This is a genomic window from Janthinobacterium sp. Bl 1 (assembly GCF_058215535.1).
Genome location: NZ_CM177086.1, coordinates 3,677,291 through 3,696,059, shown reverse-complemented (window position 1 = coordinate 3,696,059; position 18,769 = coordinate 3,677,291). Strand labels below are relative to the sequence as shown.

The 18,769-nt window shown below is 62.5% G+C and carries 22 protein-coding genes; 8 read left to right on the top strand and 14 right to left on the bottom strand.

Annotated elements, in window-relative coordinates; genetic code table 11:
* Nucleotides 1-198: 198 nt before the first annotated feature.
* From AC4BCN_RS16490 to AC4BCN_RS16470, 5 genes are all read left to right on the top strand, one after another.
* Nucleotides 199-2,562, top strand: coding sequence for a TonB-dependent hemoglobin/transferrin/lactoferrin family receptor (locus AC4BCN_RS16490; protein WP_490491261.1), 2,364 nt, complete (start codon nt 199-201; stop codon nt 2,560-2,562).
* 63 nt (nt 2,563-2,625) lie between these two features.
* Complete coding sequence (locus AC4BCN_RS16485; protein ID WP_456149860.1) at nt 2,626-3,783, top strand: hemin-degrading factor; 1,158 nt, start codon at nt 2,626-2,628, stop codon at nt 3,781-3,783.
* A gap of 270 nt (nt 3,784-4,053) precedes the next feature.
* Nucleotides 4,054-4,971, top strand: coding sequence for an alpha/beta fold hydrolase (locus AC4BCN_RS16480; RefSeq protein ID WP_456149859.1), 918 nt, complete (start codon nt 4,054-4,056; stop codon nt 4,969-4,971).
* Between the two features lie 32 nt (nt 4,972-5,003).
* Nucleotides 5,004-5,921 (top strand): muramoyltetrapeptide carboxypeptidase, encoded by a 918-nt coding sequence (gene ldcA, locus AC4BCN_RS16475; protein WP_490491260.1) that lies wholly within the window; start codon nt 5,004-5,006, stop codon nt 5,919-5,921.
* A gap of 14 nt (nt 5,922-5,935) precedes the next feature.
* Complete coding sequence (locus tag AC4BCN_RS16470; RefSeq protein WP_490491259.1) at nt 5,936-7,117, top strand: DUF418 domain-containing protein; 1,182 nt, start codon at nt 5,936-5,938, stop codon at nt 7,115-7,117.
* 1 nt (nt 7,118) lies between these two features.
* Here the strand turns inward: AC4BCN_RS16470 and AC4BCN_RS16465 are convergent, their stop codons facing one another.
* Nucleotides 7,119-7,832 (bottom strand): SOS response-associated peptidase, encoded by a 714-nt coding sequence (locus AC4BCN_RS16465; RefSeq protein ID WP_490491258.1) that lies wholly within the window; start codon nt 7,830-7,832, stop codon nt 7,119-7,121.
* A gap of 142 nt (nt 7,833-7,974) precedes the next feature.
* On the opposite strand from AC4BCN_RS16465, the gene AC4BCN_RS16460 reads away from it, so the two are divergent.
* Nucleotides 7,975-8,196: a hypothetical protein gene (locus AC4BCN_RS16460; protein WP_034756009.1), complete on the top strand. Its 222-nt coding sequence runs from the start codon at nt 7,975-7,977 to the stop codon at nt 8,194-8,196.
* A 7-nt stretch (nt 8,197-8,203) separates the two neighbouring features.
* Here the strand turns inward: AC4BCN_RS16460 and AC4BCN_RS16455 are convergent, their stop codons facing one another.
* The 10 genes from AC4BCN_RS16455 to AC4BCN_RS16410 all read right to left on the bottom strand — a co-directional run bounded on the left by AC4BCN_RS16455 (nt 8,204) and on the right by AC4BCN_RS16410 (nt 15,435).
* The gene (locus AC4BCN_RS16455; protein WP_490491257.1) at nt 8,204-8,449 is read right to left on the bottom strand and encodes a hypothetical protein; all 246 of its coding nucleotides are present in this window, start codon (nt 8,447-8,449) and stop codon (nt 8,204-8,206) included.
* A gap of 73 nt (nt 8,450-8,522) precedes the next feature.
* Nucleotides 8,523-8,828 (bottom strand): hypothetical protein, encoded by a 306-nt coding sequence (locus AC4BCN_RS16450; RefSeq protein WP_139089211.1) that lies wholly within the window; start codon nt 8,826-8,828, stop codon nt 8,523-8,525.
* A gap of 233 nt (nt 8,829-9,061) precedes the next feature.
* Complete coding sequence (locus tag AC4BCN_RS16445; protein ID WP_046682793.1) at nt 9,062-9,268, bottom strand: hypothetical protein; 207 nt, start codon at nt 9,266-9,268, stop codon at nt 9,062-9,064.
* An 87-nt stretch (nt 9,269-9,355) separates the two neighbouring features.
* The gene (gene mntP / locus AC4BCN_RS16440; protein WP_490491256.1) at nt 9,356-9,925 is read right to left on the bottom strand and encodes a manganese efflux pump MntP; all 570 of its coding nucleotides are present in this window, start codon (nt 9,923-9,925) and stop codon (nt 9,356-9,358) included.
* Nucleotides 9,926-9,983: 58 nt separating this feature from the next.
* On the bottom strand, nt 9,984-10,838 hold the full coding sequence (locus AC4BCN_RS16435) for an undecaprenyl-diphosphate phosphatase (RefSeq protein ID WP_490491255.1): 855 nt from the start codon (nt 10,836-10,838) through the stop codon (nt 9,984-9,986).
* Between the two features lie 113 nt (nt 10,839-10,951).
* Nucleotides 10,952-11,800: an alpha/beta hydrolase gene (locus tag AC4BCN_RS16430; RefSeq protein WP_490491254.1), complete on the bottom strand. Its 849-nt coding sequence runs from the start codon at nt 11,798-11,800 to the stop codon at nt 10,952-10,954.
* 85 nt (nt 11,801-11,885) lie between these two features.
* Nucleotides 11,886-12,521 carry a hypothetical protein gene (locus AC4BCN_RS16425; protein WP_490491253.1) on the bottom strand — a complete coding sequence of 212 codons (636 nt, stop codon included), beginning with the start codon at nt 12,519-12,521 and terminating at the stop codon, nt 11,886-11,888.
* 104 nt (nt 12,522-12,625) lie between these two features.
* Nucleotides 12,626-12,958 carry a hypothetical protein gene (locus tag AC4BCN_RS16420; RefSeq protein WP_490491252.1) on the bottom strand — a complete coding sequence of 111 codons (333 nt, stop codon included), beginning with the start codon at nt 12,956-12,958 and terminating at the stop codon, nt 12,626-12,628.
* 25 nt (nt 12,959-12,983) lie between these two features.
* Nucleotides 12,984-13,664 (bottom strand): hypothetical protein, encoded by a 681-nt coding sequence (locus AC4BCN_RS16415; RefSeq protein ID WP_490491251.1) that lies wholly within the window; start codon nt 13,662-13,664, stop codon nt 12,984-12,986.
* A gap of 97 nt (nt 13,665-13,761) precedes the next feature.
* Nucleotides 13,762-15,435: a DUF6138 family protein gene (locus AC4BCN_RS16410; protein WP_490491250.1), complete on the bottom strand. Its 1,674-nt coding sequence runs from the start codon at nt 15,433-15,435 to the stop codon at nt 13,762-13,764.
* Nucleotides 15,436-15,572: 137 nt separating this feature from the next.
* Between AC4BCN_RS16410 and AC4BCN_RS16405 the strand changes: the two genes are divergently transcribed.
* Nucleotides 15,573-15,941 (top strand): DUF1488 family protein, encoded by a 369-nt coding sequence (locus tag AC4BCN_RS16405; protein ID WP_181878108.1) that lies wholly within the window; start codon nt 15,573-15,575, stop codon nt 15,939-15,941.
* Nucleotides 15,942-16,245: 304 nt separating this feature from the next.
* Nucleotides 16,246-16,938, top strand: a complete 693-nt coding sequence (locus AC4BCN_RS16400; protein ID WP_034756036.1) for a DUF3334 family protein — start codon at nt 16,246-16,248, stop codon at nt 16,936-16,938.
* Nucleotides 16,939-17,007: 69 nt separating this feature from the next.
* On the opposite strand, the gene AC4BCN_RS16395 is transcribed toward AC4BCN_RS16400, so the two are convergent.
* The 3 genes from AC4BCN_RS16395 to AC4BCN_RS16385 form a co-directional block, all read right to left on the bottom strand.
* Nucleotides 17,008-17,454 (bottom strand): GNAT family N-acetyltransferase, encoded by a 447-nt coding sequence (locus AC4BCN_RS16395; RefSeq protein ID WP_490491249.1) that lies wholly within the window; start codon nt 17,452-17,454, stop codon nt 17,008-17,010.
* A 65-nt stretch (nt 17,455-17,519) separates the two neighbouring features.
* A complete protein-coding gene (locus AC4BCN_RS16390; RefSeq protein ID WP_490491248.1) occupies nt 17,520-18,173 on the bottom strand; it encodes a hypothetical protein in 654 nt (217 codons plus the stop codon).
* 12 nt (nt 18,174-18,185) lie between these two features.
* Nucleotides 18,186-18,734, bottom strand: a complete 549-nt coding sequence (locus AC4BCN_RS16385; protein WP_490491247.1) for a DUF2939 domain-containing protein — start codon at nt 18,732-18,734, stop codon at nt 18,186-18,188.
* Between the last annotated feature and the right edge of the window lie 35 nt (nt 18,735-18,769).

Here is an 18,769-nt window from a genome sequence, read left to right as displayed (position 1 = left end):
CAGTCCAAGATGCCAGCCATGCCAGCCATCCAGGCTGGCATTTTTATAATTGTTGCGAAATAACATCTGTCTAGACCAATTGTCATTCTCAAATGAGAATGATTCGTGTTACAGTATTGTTTTCGCCAGCAAACTTTCCTTGCGCATCGTTATCGATCCGGGTTCAAGAGCCAGCCTTTACTCTTAGACCGGACCATCATGACTACTGTGCTTCCGCAGCGCACCGCTGCACCCGTCGTATCCCCAGCTCATCTGCCTGCCCGCCGCCACAACCTGGTGCTGCGCGCCGCCTTGCTGGGCCTGTTCGCCGCACCGATGCTGCCTGCCGTTGCGCAAAATGCCGCCATCAACGCGGGCACGGCCGCCCAGGAACCGGCCAAGCTGTCTGTCTTCCCGGAAATTGTCGTCAATGCCAAGCAGGATTACGAGCGCCGCGCCGGCACCAAGACGGTCATCAGCAGCGACGACCTGGAGCGCCGTGGCGTGACGGACATGGGCGGCATCGTGCGCTACCAGCCACTGATCAGCACGCCAATGGCGGCCTCGGGCGCCGGCAGCGTGTGGGATGGTTCGGGCAATACGGGCTACAACATCCGTGGCCTGGAAGGCAACCGGGTCAGCCTGGACGTCGATGGCATTTCCTTGCCGGACGCGGCACCTAAGCCTGATGGCAATACCCTCAACGCCTTCGGCACGGGCCGTGATTATTTCGATCCTGAAACCTTCCGCGAAGTGCGCATCGATTCGGGCACGACGGCCGTCAGCGGCGCCAGCCCTGGCCTGGGCGGCGGTGTGGCCTTTGTCACCAAGTCGCCCGAAGATTACCTGGGTGAAGGGCAAGACCATTACGTGGCCTATAAATACGGCCGCGCGACGGCCGACCGCAGCAATGCGCACACCCTGACGGGCGCCGCCAAGCTCGGCGCCAGCCTGCAAGGCCTGGCCGTGTACGTGCACCGCGATGGCGAGCAGCTTGACAGCCGCGGCAGCGCTACCGTCAACCCCGACGACTGGCATTCGAACGCCTTGCTGTCCAAGCTGGTGTGGACCTTGCCTGGCGAACAGAAGCTGGACTTGACGGTCGATATGTTCGAGCGCAAGAACAAGCGCGATCTGCGCAACAAGGTCAGCACGTATTATCCGACCGGCGTGCAGCAGGATTCCACCACCAGGCGCACGCGCGTCAGCCTGGGTCATGACGTGGTGCTCAAGGATTTTGCCCTGTTCGACCGCCTGACGTCGAAAGTGTATCTGCAGAATGCGAAAACCGATGACAAGACGCAAGGCCTCTACACCTTCGGCAGCCCGGCACAGCGTACCATCGACACCAGCTTCAAGAATGACAGCATCGGCTTGACGTCGGAAGCGCTCAAGCAGCTCAATGCGGACAACGCGCTGCTGTACGGCGTGCAGCTGGAACAGCTGAAAACGCGCCGTCCATGGCGCGAAGACCGTGTCATCGTTGCCACGGGCCAGCATCAGATCACCAACAAGAACCGCATGGCCGACATGGACACGACCAAGCTGGCCCTGTACGTGCGCGACGATCTCAGTTTCAATCTGGCCGGCAAGAAAGCCGTGCTGACGCCGGGCTTGCGTGCCGACTACCGCAAGAACGAGCCGAAAAACCTGCAAAACTATGTGATCGCCGTGCCGAACGCGGCCAAGGAAGTGCGTAAGGAAAGCGACACCTATTTCACGCCGAGCCTGAGCCTGTCCGTGGAAGTGTTGCCGCAAATGAACGCGTATGCCACCTTCACGCGCGGCACACGCCTGCCGACGGCGGCCGAGCGCACCGGTACCTATGATTCCTTCAGCTACACGGGCCGCGGGACGGGCTACGCCGTGCTGGGCAATGCGAACTTGCGCAAGGAAACCAGCCAGGCCTATGAACTGGGCTTGAAGGGCGACATCGTCAAGGGCTTGAGCATGCACGCGTCCGTCTACCAGACGGAATACAAGAACATGATCGAGTACGTGATGCAGGAAGACGATCCCGTGAACTATCCCACCATCGTGCAGGGTTTGTTCCGCCCGGAAAACATCGGCGATGCCCGTACCTGGGGCGGCGAGCTGAGCCTGCGCGCGGAGCTGGGCGCCTGGGCACCGGCCATGCAGGGCTATCGCGTCGACCTGGCCACGGGTGTGGCCAAGGGCCGCTCCTTCAATACCCGGACGGGCGAGAGCGGCGGCCTGGCCTCGGTGGCGCCAGCCAAGACGGCGCTGACCTTTGGTTACGACCACAGCAACATGCTGTTCGGCCTGGAACTGACGGCGCTGCATGCCGGCGACAAGCAGGCGCCGAACGACTTGCTGATGGGCTCGACCGCGCCGCGCTTCAAGGTGCCGTCGTACACCATCTTCGACTTGTCGACTTACTGGAACGTGCACAAGAACGCGAAGATCATCGTCGGCGTGTACAACTTGACGGATCGCAAGTACTGGGATTACGCCGCCTCGCGCAGCCTGTCCGCCGGCACCACGGCCGCCAGCCGTGCCGAGATCGAGCGCTACGCCAAGCCGGGCCGCAATGTGGCGGCCAGCCTGAGCCTGAACTTCTAAATTTTTTACCGGGGAGGGGTGCTTGCCCCTCTGTTTTTCCATGTTTGATTGAATGGTCTCTCTATGAAGTTATCCAAACTCGTTCTATCCCTGCTAGGCAGCCTGCTGATCGCAAACGCATACGCGGCCCCAGCCACTTTGGCGGAACGCTGGTCCACCTTGCGCACGGAACAGCCGAAGCTGCAGATCCGCGACGCGGCGCGCGCGCTGGGTGTGTCCGAAGCACAATTGCTGGCAACCAATATCGGCAAAGGCGTCACGCGCCTGCAGGCCGACGGCAACCAGCCGCGTGAAATCATGCGCGCCGCGCTGGACCTGGGCATCGTGCAAGCGATCACGCGCAATGAAAACGGCGTCATCGAAACGACGGGCGTCGCCAGCAAGTTCAAGCAGGCGGGCGACAAGTCGGAACAGGCCGACGCCAAGCAAGACCCGGAAACGCAAGCGCGCCAGCGCAATATCGCAGGCGGCTACCTGGGCGGCCAGATCGACCTGCGTTTCCACTTTGAAAACTGGAAATATGCATTTGCCGTGGAGCAAGCGGGCCGCGATGGCAAGCCGACGCGCAGCCTGCAATTTTTTGATGCCAACGGCACGGCCGTGCACAAGATCTACCTGCGCAACGAGCCTGGCGTGCCTGTCTACGACAAGCTGGTGGCCACCTTCCGCATGCCTCAGCAAAGTGCCGAGCTGAACGTGCTGGCCGTGGCGCCCAAGGCCGCTGAAAAGCCGGACGCCGAAATCGACGTCAAGGAATTCCAGCTGGCCTGGAAAGACATGACGGACGTGCACCAGTTTGCGCAAATCATGCGCGAGTTCCATCTGTCGCGCGAACAGGCGCTGCGCCTGGCGCCGGCCGGCGTGGTCGAGCGCGTGGCGCCGGAAGCGCTGCGCACCCTGCTGGAAAACGCGGCCAAGGACAAGGTCGCCATCATGGTGTTCCTGGGCAATGAAGGCTTGACGCAAATCTACAGCGGCAAGATCGAAAAAACCATGGCCGCCGGCGGCTTCTTCAACGTGCTGGACCCGGACTTCAACCTGCACATCCGCGACACGGCCCTGCGCAGCGGCTGGGTCGTCAAGCGCGGCGGCGTGACTTCCGTCGAATTCTTCGACAAGGAAGGCACGCAAGTGGTCTCTTTCTTCGGCGTGCGCGAGCGCGGCAAACCGCAGCCGCAAGCGTGGGTGGATCTGGCCGATTCCTTGCCTAAGGCAAAGTAATGTTTTTTGCAAGTTGATGAGTGTCAGCACGTGACAGAGCCGTAGCGAGCGGAAGCGAATTGTGGTCGAGAAGCGCAACCGTACTTTAGGTACGGTGAGTATCGCAGGCCGCAAGTCGCGACGCGCAGTAGGTTCTGTCATGTGCAAGCAGAGCAACACTTCAGTGTGAGTGCCGCGTGCCGGTCTCATGTCTGAAGCACAATAGTGGTATGCTGGTTGCAAGGCCGCAGCGATCGTGCCTGCGTGCTGGTTCCTGTAAGAGAGGCAATCATGGCAACCATCATGGCGAACGGCCTCAACATAGCTTATGAAAGCCACGGCGACCCCAACGATCCGTGCGTGCTGCTCGTCATGGGCCTGGGCATGCAACTGATTGCCTGGCCGGCGGACTTCGTCGAAGGCATCGTCGAGCAAGGTTTTCGCGTGCTGCGTTTCGATAACCGAGACTGCGGCCTGTCGAGCAAGATGGCGCTGGCGGGCAAGCCGTATCTGCCGCTGGCCTACGTAAAAAACCTGCTGGGCTGGCCCCTCAAAACTTCCTATACCCTCAATGACATGGCGGACGACGCGCTCGGTTTGCTGGCGGCCCTGCGCATTGCGCAGGCGCACGTGATCGGCGTGTCGATGGGCGGCATGATCGCGCAAGTGATGGCGGCGCGCGCCCCGCTGCAGGTGCTCAGCCTGACGTCCATCATGTCGAGCAGCGGCCGGCGCGGCTTGCCCGGCCCCACGCGGGCAGCGCGCAATGCGTTATTGCAACGCCCGAAGCGCAATGCCAGCCGCGCCGAGCTGATGGCGCACATGGCGGCCACCGTGCGCGTCATCGGCAGCCCCGCCTATCCCGTGTCGGAAAAGCTGCTGTACCAGCGCATCGAAGCGGCGCTGCAACGCGGCAGCTGCCCCGAAGGCGTGGCGCGGCAGATGGTGGCCATCGCCGCCTCGGGCGAGCGCACGGCCCTGTTGCCGAGCATTAGTTGCCCGGCGCTGGTGATCCATGGCGCGGCCGACCCCTTGATCCCCGTCGCCTGCGGCATCGATACGGCGGCGCTGATCCCGGGCGCCCGGCTTGAGGTGATCGAAGGTATGGGGCACGACATGCCGCCCCAGCTGATCGAGCGCCTGCTTGCCTTGATTGATGTACATCTGCAAGGTAAGATGGCGCCCCAGATGCGCTCCCAGTTAGCCTAGGCGCGCCCACCATTTTTGAAGGCACGGGCATTTTGAAGACACCTGAGATTGGCATCGCCATCGTTGCACCGGGCGGTTATGCGCCCGACGCGGCGGCTTTGGAACGCGGCATTGCCCGCTTGCAGGCGCAAGGCGCCACCGTCCACAATTACTACGACCCCGACCACACATTCCAGCGCTTCGGCGGCACGGATGCGGGCCGCCTGGCGCAGCTGAACGCGGCCGCCTCCGACCCGGACGTGCAAGTGGTGATCGCCTTGCGCGGCAGCTACGGCATCAGCCGCATCCTGCCCGAGATCGACTTTACTGCCATGGCCGACAGCGGCAAATTGTTTGTCGGCTACAGCGACTTTACGGCCTTCCACATGGGCTTGCTGGCGAAAACGGGCCGCGCCAGCTTTGCCGGCCCCATGATCTGCGACGATTTCATCCGTGACGAGCCCGAGCAATTTACGCTCGATCAACTGTGGTCGTGCCTGGCCGGCCCCACGCACACGGTCACGGGCACGGCGGCGGGCAATCCGCAGGTCGCGCTGCAAGGCAAGCTGTGGGGCGGCAACCTGGCCATGCTGGTCCACTTGCTCGGCACGCCGTATTTCCCCGAGATCGATGGCGGCATTTTGTTCCTGGAAGACGTCAACGAACACCCGTACCGGGTCGAGCGCATGCTGCTGCAATTGCTGCACGCGGGCGTATTTCAGCGCCAGCAAGCCGTGGTGCTCGGCGATTTTTCCGCCTATAAATTGAGTCCGATGGACAATGGCTACGATTTCGACGCCATGCTGGCCTACGTGCGCGAACGCCTGCCCGTGCCCGTGCTGACAGGGCTCGAGTTCGGCCATATCCGCCGCCGGGTCACTTTGCCGTTCGGCGGACACGCACGCCTGCAATCGGATGCGTCCGGCTTCAGCCTGCAAGTGACAGACTACCCGACCCTGGCGCGCCCCTGAACGCCTTGAACTCCATGAGCGCCAAACCCGGCAGATTGCTGCAGCTCGACGTGCTGCGCGGCATCGCCGTGTTTGGCATCTTGCTGGTCAATATCTGGGGCTTTGCCTGGGGCACCTTGTCCCTGCGCTACGGCACCTTGCCGGCCCAGCCGCCTGTACTCGACCAGCTCGTCATTTTTGGCGTGGCGGCGCTGGCGCAATTCAAGTTCTATCCCATCTTCGCGTTTTTGTTCGGCGCCGGCTTTGCCCTGCAGACACGTTCCCTGAAACGCCAGCTGGGCAGCTGGGAGCAGGCGCAAGCGGCCTATCGGCGCCGGCTGCGCTGGCTGCTCGTGTTTGGCCTGCTGCACGGTTTCCTCATCTGGAGCGGCGACGTGCTGACCTCGTATGCGGTGGCCGGCATGCTGATCCTGCCGCTGGCAGCCGCCAAACTGAGCCGCATACGCAACCGCGCCTGGCTGGTGGCCGCCGGTTTTCTATTATTCATGTGCTTGCTGATTCCCATGGACCAGCAGGGCGGCGCGCCGGACATCGCGCGCGACCTGCAAGGCTTTGCGGACCGCTACGCCATCTACACGCAGGGCAATGTGCTGGCCGTGGCCAGACTGCGCGCCAACGATTTTCTCGTCTCCCTGCTATACGCCATCGTCATGCTGCCGCACATCATCGTGCTGTTCCTGCTGGGCATCTTGTCCGTGCGCCTGGGCTGGCTGACGCAGCCGCAGCGCCACCAGCTGCTATGGCGCCGCGTGCGTGCCGCAGGGCTGGGCGTGGGCTTACCGTTCAACCTGCTGGCGGCGGGCGCCATCGCGTGGCAGGTGACCGATCCGTATCAAACCGTATTCGACACGGCCCTGTTCGAAGTGGGCCTGTTCGCCGGCGGCCCCGTGCTGGCGGCCGGCTATGTGGCGGCGCTGATGCTGGCCGGTCCTTTCATGCTGCGCTGGCTAGCGGTATGGCTGGTGCCCGTGGGACGCATGGCGCTCAGTAATTATCTGCTGCAATCCCTGATCGGCACTTGGCTGCTGCAGGGGCCGGGACTGGGCTGGGGCGGAACGCTGCGTCCGGCTGAGATGCTGGGACTGGCCGTGCTGATCATGGCAGGGCAGGTGCTGCTGAGCTGCTATTGGCTGCGGCATTTCCGCCAGGGACCAATGGAAGCGCTGTGGTGCCGGCTGGCGCGATTGCCCGCCTGAGTTAGTCGCCCCAGTCGAACGCGCTTTGCGCCGCGGCCGGTGGTGGCGGCTTGGGTTTGGCCGACGGCACGAGCGGATTATCGACGGCATGCCACTCGAACAGTTCCACGTCGAGCATGCAGGTGCGCGCCAGGTGCAGCGCCTGCTCCGGTGTCAAGGCGGGGTCGAGCCAGCGGTGCGCGTCTTCCAGGCTGACGGCCACGGGCCGGCGGTCGTGGATGTCGACCATGCCGCCGAGGCTGTCGGCCGTCACCAGCACGAAACCCGCTTCTTCGCGGCTGTGCTTGTACGGGCCGAACTGGGCCAGCGCCAGCAGGAACAGGGGCGCGCGGTCCTTGCGGTGGATGTGCCACGGCTGCTTGCTGCCTTTTTCTCCCGTCCATTCATACCAGCCATGCACGCAGACGATGCCGCGCCCCGCGCGCAGCAAGGGTTTCCAATAGGCGCCCGCGAGTTTTTCCAGGCGGGCGTTGATGGCGATGGGGATTTTTTTCTTGCCGGGCGCGGGCACGGCTTGCGCGGCCCAGGCGGGGCGGTAGCCCCAGAAGACATCGTCGACCCTGTGCACGCCATCCTGGATATGCAGCACGGGCCGGTAAGTACCGGGCGACACGTTCAGGTGCGGCTCGGCCTCGCTGTCGAATACCGCGTCGGTCCAGCCGAACGATGACGCCAGCTCGGGCGCCGTGTCATTTTGATCGAGTCGTCCACACATGTTGAAATCATACCCGATCACCGGGCGCCGCGAGGCAGGCGCGTGCGTGCTTTCTGTGTGTGATCAAACGTACAGACTGCTTGCGCGCGCGGGCGCACAGTAAGGTCAGTCAGGTCCCTGACGCTCTCGCCTCGGAGGAAATATGTCTTTTGAAAATCCCACCATCCACAAAGGTTTTATCATCAGCGCCACGGCCAGCCAGCGCCGCGATGGCCGCTGGGTCGGCTCGTATGTCAGCCAGAACCAGGCGTGCGGCGCCTATGCGGATACCTGCGACTATGACGATTGCAGCAATGAAAAAGAAGCGCAGCAACTGGCCTTGTCGATCGGCTGGCGCCTGGCCGATGGCGTGCCGGCGCGCTGAAATCGCCTTAGCGCTTGCCCCGCAAGGCCAGCAGCAGGCCGGCGAACGGCAGCAGCAGGGCGGCGCCCAGGCGTACGGAAGTCAGCGATGCGGTTTCCATGCCCAGTACATAAGGCAAGGCCAGCAGCAACAGGGGTGCGGGCACGGCAATCGCGAAGAAAAACAGATACCACGAGTAGCCATTTTTCTTGGCCAGCAAGGCGATCAGCGCGCAGCCGACGAGGAAGACCAGCGGTAAATTCACAAATTCCATGGTGTTGAGTTTTCATCCGGGAAAGCGCGTCATTATACGCGCCGCCCCGGACGACCGGATGGGCTTGCCTGCGTCAGTTGCCGACGAAATCCGGCGGCTGCGACGCCTGTTTTCCAGCGAGTTGAGCATCGGCCGGCAGCAAGGCCTTGATGGCGCCGTTATAGATGAGTTCCTGCGCATACGCCGATGCTTCGATCAAGGCCGCATGCACGGACTTGAAACTGCTCGGCGTTTCTATCAATACGGGCTTGGCATACACCTGCTGCGTATCACCGCGCTTGCTGATCAAAATCATGCCCCGGTAGCGCCCATCCTTCTCCAGCGCCCCCGCCACATGAAATTCATAACCCCTGATCTGGTGTTTTTGTCCCTGATCCATGTATCCCGCCTCCAGACCTGATTGTCATGGCTTTGGACTATCCATTCGATTGGAACGGTTGAGTGTTTGATTTGAATCAATACGTTCACAGAAAAGCTTTAACGAGCGTATCGACGTTTGCCGCAAGCGTAGCGAGCGGAGGGGATGTGTGGCTGAGAAGCGCAACCGCACTTTGGTGCGGTGAGCATCGCCAGCCGCAAGGCGCCGCGCGCAGTAGCTTGCGGCAGCCGTCATCACCCAGCGCGAATGGCGCGGATCTGTTGGGCGGTTTCCTCAATCTCCCGATACGCTTCCTGGATATAGCCATTGATCGGGTGTCCATCCATCCACTCGAAATAGGCGCGCTCGTCGTGTTTGATGGCAAAAGGAATGTGGTGGTCGCGTATCGATTCGGCCGTTTCGCGCACCAGCGAGGCAAAAAGCAGCTCAATAGTTTCCATGATGGTCACCTTGTGAGACAGGAATGCAGAGCATTGAATGTAGCACAAAGCGCGCCGCCGGGGCCGCGCGCATCGGTTGTACGGACCTCAGGCCTGATGGCCGATATGCTCGTACAGGATCACGCAGCCGATGACGATCAGCACCAAGCCGCCCACCAGTTCGGCGCGCCGGCCCGCCACCGTGCCCAGCACGCGGCCCAGCATCACGCCCAGGGTCACCATGACGAAAGTGGAAAAGCCGATGGCGGCGGCTGTGACGACAATATTCGCGCCCAGCAAGGCCAGGCCCGCGCCCACGACCATGGCGTCGATGCTGGTGGCCAGGCCCGTGACGGCCAGCACCCAGAACGAGTGTGACTGGGCCGGCGCTTCCTCCTCGTCGCTATCGCTCAAGGCATTGCGTATCATCAGCAAGCCGATGATGCCCAGCAGGCTGAAGGCGATCCAGTGGTCCCACGCTTCCACGTAGGGCGCCGCCACGCTGCCCAGGGCCCAGCCGATGATGGGCGTGATGGCTTCGATGACGCCAAAGATCAGGCCCGTGCGCAGCGCCTCGCGCCATTGCGGCTTGTGCAGGGCGGCGCCCTTACCCACGGCGGCCGCGAAGGCATCGGTGGACATGGCAAGCGAGAGGGCGGCGGTGGCGGCGAAATTCATCGTTGGCTTTCAGTAGAACCTGGCTGGGATGTGGTTGCAAATTGCAAACCCGGCGATTTTACCCTACGTACAGCACCACCAAGGAGGCCAGCAGGCAATACGCGCCAAAGAAATGCCAGCGCCCTTGCTCGAGCCAGCGCGACAGCCAGCGCAGGGCCAGCAAGCCGGCCAGGAACGAGAGCAGCATGCCCAGCAGGCTGGGCCCGAGCAGGTGCAGCAGGCTGTTGCCGTGTTCCAGGTGGTCCAGGCTGCCATTTGCCACGGCCTGGTAAAAGCGCCAGCCTTCCTTGAACAGCACGGCCGGCGTCAGCACGACGGCCAGGGCGAAGCTGAATTCCTCGGCGCGGCGCTGCGGCACGCCCATGGCGATGCCGGCGGAAATGGTGGCGCCCGAGCGGGAAAACCCCCGGAAGGGCAGGCACAGGCCTTGCACGGCGCCGATCACCATCGCCTTGCCGATGGACAAGGTGCCATGCTGGCGCGCTTGCTGGCGCGAGGAGACGATGATCAGCACACCGGCGGCGGCCAGCGCGGCGGCCATCAGTTTCGCGTTGCCGAACAGGTGTTCGATTTCAAAGCCGGGCGCATCCTTGCTCATGACGTGCGTAATGCCCTTCAGCAAGCCGAAACCGACGATGCCCGTCAGGGCCGTGGCCGCTGCAAGCAGCAGGACATTGCTGCGGAAAGCGCTGGCCGAACTGAAATACGTGGCGCGCCAGGATGTCCAGAAATACACGATGACGGCGAACATGGTGCCCGTGTGCAGCATCACCAGCAGCATGGTCAGTTCCGGCGATGTCGGATCCAGTCCCATCAGTTTCTCCGCCATGATGACGTGAGCGGAGCTGGACACGGGCAGCAGCTCGGCGAAGCCTTGGACGATGGAAAGAATAAATAGTTGAAGAAAACTCATGGGTATCGGTAATCGGGCGGGGAAAGAAGGGCCGCCGATTTTACCCGCCCGAGGTCCCGTGCTGGCCCCGCGCCAGATTACAGTTTGTCCATGTCTTGCTGCCCGGCCGCTTATTACGGCTTGAACACGGCGCGGAAAGCCTTCAGAGCTGCCGGGTGATAGATCGTGCCATGGGTTTCTTCCGGCATCTTTTCCACATGCCATTGCAAGCCGGACGGCGCCTGTTTCGCCAGCACGTCGGCCAGGCGCTGCACTTCGATGGCGATGCCCGTTTCGCTGCTGGACGCCAGATACAGACTGCGCTTGCCAGGCTTGCCCTTGGCCAGCAAGGTTGCCGCCTGGCGCGGCAAGGCGCCGCGATTCCACCACAGGCTGGGGTCGAACGCCAGGTAATGGTCGAACAGCTGCGGTTCCAGCAGATACGTTTCCACCACGAACAGGCCCGCCAGCGATTCGCCGACGATGGCCGTTTCGCCCGTCGTGCGGTAGCGGCGCGCAATTTCCGGCATCAGTTCATCGCGGATGAAGGCCCGGTAGGCGGACGCGCCGCCCACCACGGGGGCGATCTTGCGGTCTTCCGCGCTGTCCGTCGGCCCCGTCAAGTCGCGCCGGCGCTGCGTGTTTTGCATGCCGACCAGCATGAAGGGGCGCATCGTGCCATTTGCTACCGATACTTGCAGCAAGCCGGCCACGTGCAGAAAATCTTCGGCCACCCCACCGTCCGGCATGTACAGCACGGGCAACGGTGCCTCGGGCGCGGTATCCCACGCGCGCGCCATGTACACATTGATGTGGCGCTTTTCCTGCAGCGCTTGCGAATCGATGCTGAAACTTTCACCGATGATGAGCGGCGTGGCCGCGCTGGCCGCAGCGGTAGCGGCGGGCGCGGCAGTGGCGAGGTGGAAGGGGCTGGACAGCAGCAGGGCGGCGATGAGGTGCAGTGCAAGGCAAGAGCGGCGCATGTTTTCCTGTGATAAGAGTTGGATCGATGGCATGTACGCGTATGGACATGCCATCGGGCGATTCTATCTTATCTTTGATGCAGCATTACTTGATCGTCAAGAGTTGCCGCTCGCGCACGATGCCGGCCTTGTCGACCGTGTAGGCCACGAGCAGCGCGCCATCCTCGGCGCAGGCATGGCAGGTCATCAGGGGCGTGGAAAACAGCAGGCGCTGGCCGCCATCGTCGGTGGCCGTGCTGCCGACGAAATCGGCGGGCGCAAACGGGACGGAGTCCGGATGGGCGGTGGCAAACGCGCGCCAGGCCGGCGTGGCGCGGTCTTCCTCGCGCACGGAACCTTCGTCGACGTCGATGGCCGCGCCATCGCTGCCGATCAGCAAGGTGCCTTCATTCGTGTTGGCGCGAAACGGATAGGTGACGGTGGCCAGGGCCGCCTTGCCCAGCGGGCGCCAGGCGGAGATGAAGCCGGCCTTGTTTGCCTTGACCAGCATCCGGGCGGCGGCGATGGCTTGCGGACGCGCGCCGCTGCGCTGCATGGTGCGCAGCAGGCAGACGTCGGGCGCCGCCGTCGATTGTTCGCTGCGGCAAGCCGACAGCGAGCGTTCCTGCCAGACGGCGCGCGCGTCGATGGGGCCGGTAGCTTGGGCATGGGCCGCCTGCATGGCGGCCAGGCCGGAGAAAGCAAGGGCGCTCAATACGCGGCGGGAAGATCGTGTGGGCATGGGCGCCTTTCAATAGCGGAAACAGGAGAGCTTGCGATTATAGAAGGGGGCCGGCGTGCTAGCGCGCACGGGATGGTCTTGACGGAGTCCGGCTTGCGCCTCGATCAGCGCTTTTTTGCCGCCGCCTGGCGCAAAGCCTTCGCTTCCTGCTTGTTGGGGATATGCGGGCGCGTGGCCAGCTCGGCCTTGACGGCGGCGATGGCGGCGCCGAACAGCTGTTCGGCTTGCTCGACGCTGGCGCCCGCATAGTGCTGCTGGTTGGACTGGGCGGCGCGCAGCCGGCGCAGCAGCGCCAGTAATTGCTTGCCGTGCAGGGCGTGCAGATCTTGCGCCAGCACTTGCGCGCCCAGCGTGACCTCCACATGGTCGGGGACGAGCAGGCGCAGCAAGGCCTGGCCTGCGGGTTGGGCGACCGGGGTCAGTTTGGGCTTGTCCATCGGCAGTGTATAGCTCCGTGAAGAATTACAGGTATTCCCAGATTTCATCGAAGGTTTCGCGCGCGAAATCGTTGCGCCAGGCTTCCGAGTTCTTTTCGCGGCTGACGGCAAACACGGCGCGCCATGTCTGCTTTGGCGAGCTCGTGTAGGTTGCGGCGATCTTTTGCAGGCCGGCCGTGCATTGCTCGACCTTGCAACCGCTCTTCGCCAGTTGCTGGGCGGCAGTCGCCCATGCCACTGGCACCTTGACGACCTGGCATTCGAAGCTGACGGCGGCCGTCTGCATGCCGTTTTGCACCGTCACCGGGTCCGCTTTGGTGGCCTGGCACGCGGCGCCATTCTTGGCAGCGATGACATTGGCGGCCAGCAGTTCGGCGGCCGGCGTGACGGCTGCGCGCATGTCGGCGGGGAACAGGTCGGCGATCAGCTTGCCCGTTTGCGTTGGGAACTGGGCATCCGCTGCCTTCAGCGCGCTGTACGACGCGTATTCGGCGCTTTGATGGCCCGCCAGGCGGGTGGGGCGCAGGTAGGCGTTGAGTTTGGCGACGCTGGCTTCATCCTGGTTGATGATGGTCTTGATGTACAGGTCGGCGACGGCCAGCGGCGCCAGTTCGACGGCAGTGGATTCAGCCGCCATGGCGGGCTGCATCAGCGCGGCGGCGAAGGTGGCGGCCAGCAGTCTGGCGGCAGGGAATGGCTTGTGCATGTGTTTTCTCCATGATTCAATGTCAGGCGCCAAAAAATGCTTTGCGGCAATTTCGGCGCCCGCATTATAGATGGTGAAAGTCATAACGTTGCACACTTCAGGCGTGCGCCTTGCTGGCCGCTGCAAGCAAGGCCAGCAGCAGTTCCTTGCGCCGGCCTTGCGCCTTGCGCGCCAGTGCCGCCAGTTTTTCCAGCTTGCCCCAGACGGGATACAGCATGTGCTCGACCAGATAGCCTTCCAGCCCTTGCAGTTGTTGGCAGAACAGTTCCAGTTTCTCGACATCCTCCAGTTCCGCCTGGATCTTGACCTTTGCGTTATCCGTGCACGCGCGCAGGCACGCCGCCAGCACGGGAGCGGAGTCGCGCGTGACGCCATGTTGCTCGGCGTAGGCCGCCGTGAACTGGTCCTGCACGGACTGGTGTTCCTCGTCGACGTTGGCCATGTAATGCTGCACGAGCGGGAAATAGCCGGCATCGAGCAAGCCCAGCCCAAACACGGCGTAACTGCCGGGCATGCAATTCTTTTCGCCTTCCGTGTCGGCATAGAATTCGAATTGCTCGATGGCGGCGCGCGCATACGCTTCCAGTTGCGGCCGCAGGGACGCATGGGCGAGGGCGTTGGCAAAGAAGCGGTGCGTATCGGATTTCGCCAGTCCCTTGATCGGCAAATATGCCTTGACCTTGGATTTGAGCTTGATCTGGTAGCTTTTCGGAAAGCCGGCTTGCAGCAAATGCGTGATGAAGGCCAGTGCCTGTGCATACGCGCCTTCCTCTTCCTGTGTGATGGTGATGTTGATCGTGGTAAACACATCGTTGGCGCGGCATTCCAGCAGCGCGTTTTTTACGTGGATGTCGGCATCGGGGAAGGTGCCGCTGCCTTCCTTGAGCATGCGCACGGCCCGTTCGCTGCCCAGTTCGCGCGCGATTTCCAGAAATTTGAGGCCTGTCGATTTGGCGTAGCTCGGTTCGTGCCGCAAGATCATGACGGCGCCATACAGCAGCAGGTCAATCGGCGCCAGCGCCTGCGCGTCTGGCGCCGCGCCCGCCTTCAAGCTGTATTCCGCGCTGCGGTAGCTTGACTGCTGCACATCATAGAACTGCGGCAGAAATTGCTTTTCCGCCCAGGCCGACACGGCCTGGATGATATCGCCGCGATGTTCGGCCAGCGCCTGCGGGCGTGATTTGTTCAGCTGCTCGATGCGTTCGAATTGCGCCAGCGTCCAGCCGATATCGGGCTGCGGAAACAGCTGGGGATCGAGCAGGTGGCGGGTCAGGAAGAAGGTTTCCAGCGGTTTCGTCGGATGCCGGCCATGCGTGAGCTTGTGTTCGATATAGCTGTGTATGTTTTTCAGCAAGGCCTGGCGCTTGCCGTCGTTGACGTATTCGAGCAGGTGCAGGTGCCGCATGCCCTGAGCGGTCTGGAACTTGCCGCGCAAGGTGAAGCGGTAGTCGATCATCGGCGTGTCGACCAGCGGCGCCAGACGGGCTTGCACCAGCGCCGCCAACTGCGGCGCGATCAAGTCACGCACTGCGGCATCATCGAAGCGCGATGCCGGCGTCCTGGGGACGACGTCGTCGTCGAAGCCCAGGTCGATTTCATCGGCAGTGGTGCGGCCCGGTTTGTAATCGAGCATGAAGTCGCTGAAGACGCCCGCTTGCAAGGTGGTCCGATTCACGGCGCTTTCCAGGTCCGTGCGCTGCAGGCGCTCATCGAACCAGGCGTGGATCGCCGTCGTCATTTCTTGTGTTGCCTGTTCTAACAGTGTGCTCATTGGCTTCCTTGCATTGTGTGCGACGGTGCCATCGCATGCCGTCACGATCATGTTTAATATAAAACACTATTTTAGGTGTCATGCCTGGCTGCAACAAGGGCCACACACGAGCGACTACTGGTATGCACTTATGTTCGGTGGCAGACGGTAGCTTGCGCACCTTGCCGCTATTCTCGGCGTATTCCCAGCGGGAAATGGCGCCGAGCTTGCGCCATTGCCGCGACAACCTTGCCAGGAGCCGCACGGCCATGCCCTATGAAATTCTCCGCGACAGCATCGCGCTCGAGCAGGCGGGTGACGCGATCCGCTTCCATTTGTCCGTTTTTGGGGCGGAAAAGACATGCCGTATCACCGTTACGGCATTGCACAGCCTGGACCAGGGGCAGGGCGGCGACTTGCTGGCCATCTTCGACACCCACCGTCTGCGCATCGGCCAGCGTGCCTTCTCCTACCTGAGCCGCGATCTGCTGGTCAGCGGCGTGGTCTTGCGCGCACTTGATTTCTAGTTACTTTTTCCTGCGACCATGCCCGTGGCCTGGCCAGGTATGGTATTTCCGCACAGATCGTCAAGTAAATGCAGGTATGGCTGGACGGAAATGTTACATCTCGGTATTCTGCGCATGATACTTATTTCTATACAGAAAAAGTTACGAGGGTGGTTCGGGCCGGCGGCGACGCGGCGCGCGCTGCCAAGCAAGGTCAGGCATGCAAAGGTGAAGTCGTCCGCTTGCTGAGCGAAACGGTCGTGTTTCGGCTCGCGGCGGACAGGGAACAGTGCTGTCATCTTTAAAATAGTAGGAGAGGTTGCTCATGGATGCAGAAAAGGATGTTGTGTACGGTACAGAAGATTTGTTGATGAGTTTGTGCAACTCGGTGGTTCGGGTGCTCAACGTTGCAACGCAAAGCAAGGTCAATTATTCAGGCATGGTGCAGCGCATCACCAAGACGGGCCTGAAGCCGGACATCGGCTGCTTCGTGATGTTCGATGGCGGTTTCACGGGCTTGGTCGTGCTCAATTTTGCCGCCGATACGGCGATGGAAATCTACGAGCGCTACATGTTGCACATGGGTATGCCGAAGTCGGAGCTGGCCAGCTTCTACACGTCGGACGAAGTGTCGAACATCATGGGCGAGCTGATGAACCAGATCGTGGGTGACTTCACGGGCAAGGTGCGGCGCGAACTGCAAACGAACATCACCCAGAGCCAGCCGAAGATGCTGGTGCTGAACAAGCAGGTGATGCTCAGCGTCGACACGCCGCTGGACCGCCCGGAAATGCGCCGCGTCACTTTCTACACGGAAAAGAACAATATTTTCTACCTGGAACTGGCGATCGACCGTACCGAGTTCATCAAGCTGCACGATTTCGATTCGCGCGAAGTCGATGCCGACTCGCTGATGGATGGCGAATTCGCGAACCGCGAACGGAACGCCGCCCCCGCACCTGCGGCGGAACCGGAAGACGACGACAACGCCGACCTGCTCAAGTCGCTGGGCATGTAAGCAGCGCTTGTTGAGCGTGGTTGACAGTGGCTGGCGGCAGCTTTGCAGCCAGCCACTGCTGTTTACAGCCTACAAGGTCTTGCTCATGAACACCCGGCTCGTGCCTTCGGGGCTGCAGGCAATGTCGCCGAAGCGGCGCCAGCCGCGGCGCTCGTAAAATTCGGGCGCCTGGAAACTGATGGTGTACAGCACCGCCGAGGCGCAGCCGCGCCGGCGTCCTTCCTCTTCGAACTGCGCCAGTATCTGGCTGCCCAGGCCCAGTCCCCGCAAGGCGGCGGGCAAGTAAAACAAATCGAGAAACAGCAGGCCCAGCGAGGTCCGGCCCATGGCGCCGCCCAGCACCCGCTGGCTGTCGCGGTCGCGCACGACCACGCTCAATACCTGCCTGTCCTGGTATCCCGTGATCGCATCGTTGTAGGCGTTCAAGCCCTCGAGGATGGCTTGCTCGACCTCCGCGTCGATCGTGGCGCTGACACAGATGGTGTAGGGTAATTCGCTGTGCGGGTGTGTAGGCATGCTGGGCAGGAAAATAGTAAATAACTGTATAAATATACAGTATTCTGGCTATTTTCGCCCGCTTATTATTGCAACGTCAATGTGTCCATGCGGCGCTTGCCGACCATGCCGCCTTGCTGGCTGTCGTCGAGCGACCAGTATTCGAGCGCATACCCATAACTGCCGTCGATGATGGTCAGCGTTTCCTTCTGGCGGCCGTTGGGCGCCTTGTAATACAGGCGCCGCGCGGGCCGGCCATCCACCGTCTGGTTGAACGATTGCGGTGAAAGACTGGCGCGCTTGCCCGCCTTGCCCGCCATCGACATCGCCGTGATGGTCACGTAGGCCCGGTCCGGGCAGCGGGCCAGCAGGTGGGCACCGCTGAGGACGTTGGGCTGCGTTGGATCGAGCGGGAAGCCGAACGGTTGCACACCGATGATATCGTGGCAGCCCATCTGTTGCGCCAAGGTGCTCAGCACGGCCGGACCGAGCGCGCTCGTATAGTGTTTTTCAGCGGCCTGCGCCTGACCCAGCGCCAGGCGGCGCTCCAGTTCGGCCAGCGAGATGTCGCTGGGCACGGGCAGCGGCGCGGGCGCGTCGGGGTCGGCGGCCTTCGACGTTTCGGCTTGCATGCGCGAGGCGACAGAGTGGCTGCTCCCGGCCGTGCCATCGAGGGCATGGGCGAGTGGCGTGGCGCTGGCAAGGGCGATTGCCAGCGATAAAGCTGGGTGTTTCAGCATGAAATGTCCCGGTTAACGTGCAGCCATCGCCGACGCAATCTCGATCGAGCTCAGTTTCCAGCCCCACACGCCATGGCGCAGCAAGACCAGCGCACCTTCCTGTGCATTACCATCCTTCGCACGCACGACGAAGGTGTTCAAGCCGGCATAGCCTGCCGAATACCCGGCCTTTTTCTGCGCGCCGTCGGCGGGTGCATCCGCGTTCGTATTCGCATCCGCCTGCGGGCTGACGGCGCTCTTGTTGACCAGCGCGACGACGCCGGCAGGCGAGACCATGGTGTCGACCATCTTGCCCAGCATGGCGCTGGCGATCGACTGGCCCAGGGCGGCCAGCGGGTTGTCGCTGCCGGCGGTCGCCGCGATGCTGCGCGCCATGCTGGCCTCCAGCTGCGTATTGACGCTGGCGCGCAGGGCGGGGAAGTCCACATGTTCGGCCAGGGCTTCGGCGTTGCGCTCGGCCAGCGCGGCCTTGATCTGGTGCAAGGCGTAATACGGCGAGGCATAGGCGGTGGCGGCGATGGCAACGACGGCCACGGCCGCGGCGATGGTGATTTTTTTCAAGTGAAGCCTGTGAGGTGGAGGGTGGAAAATGGATG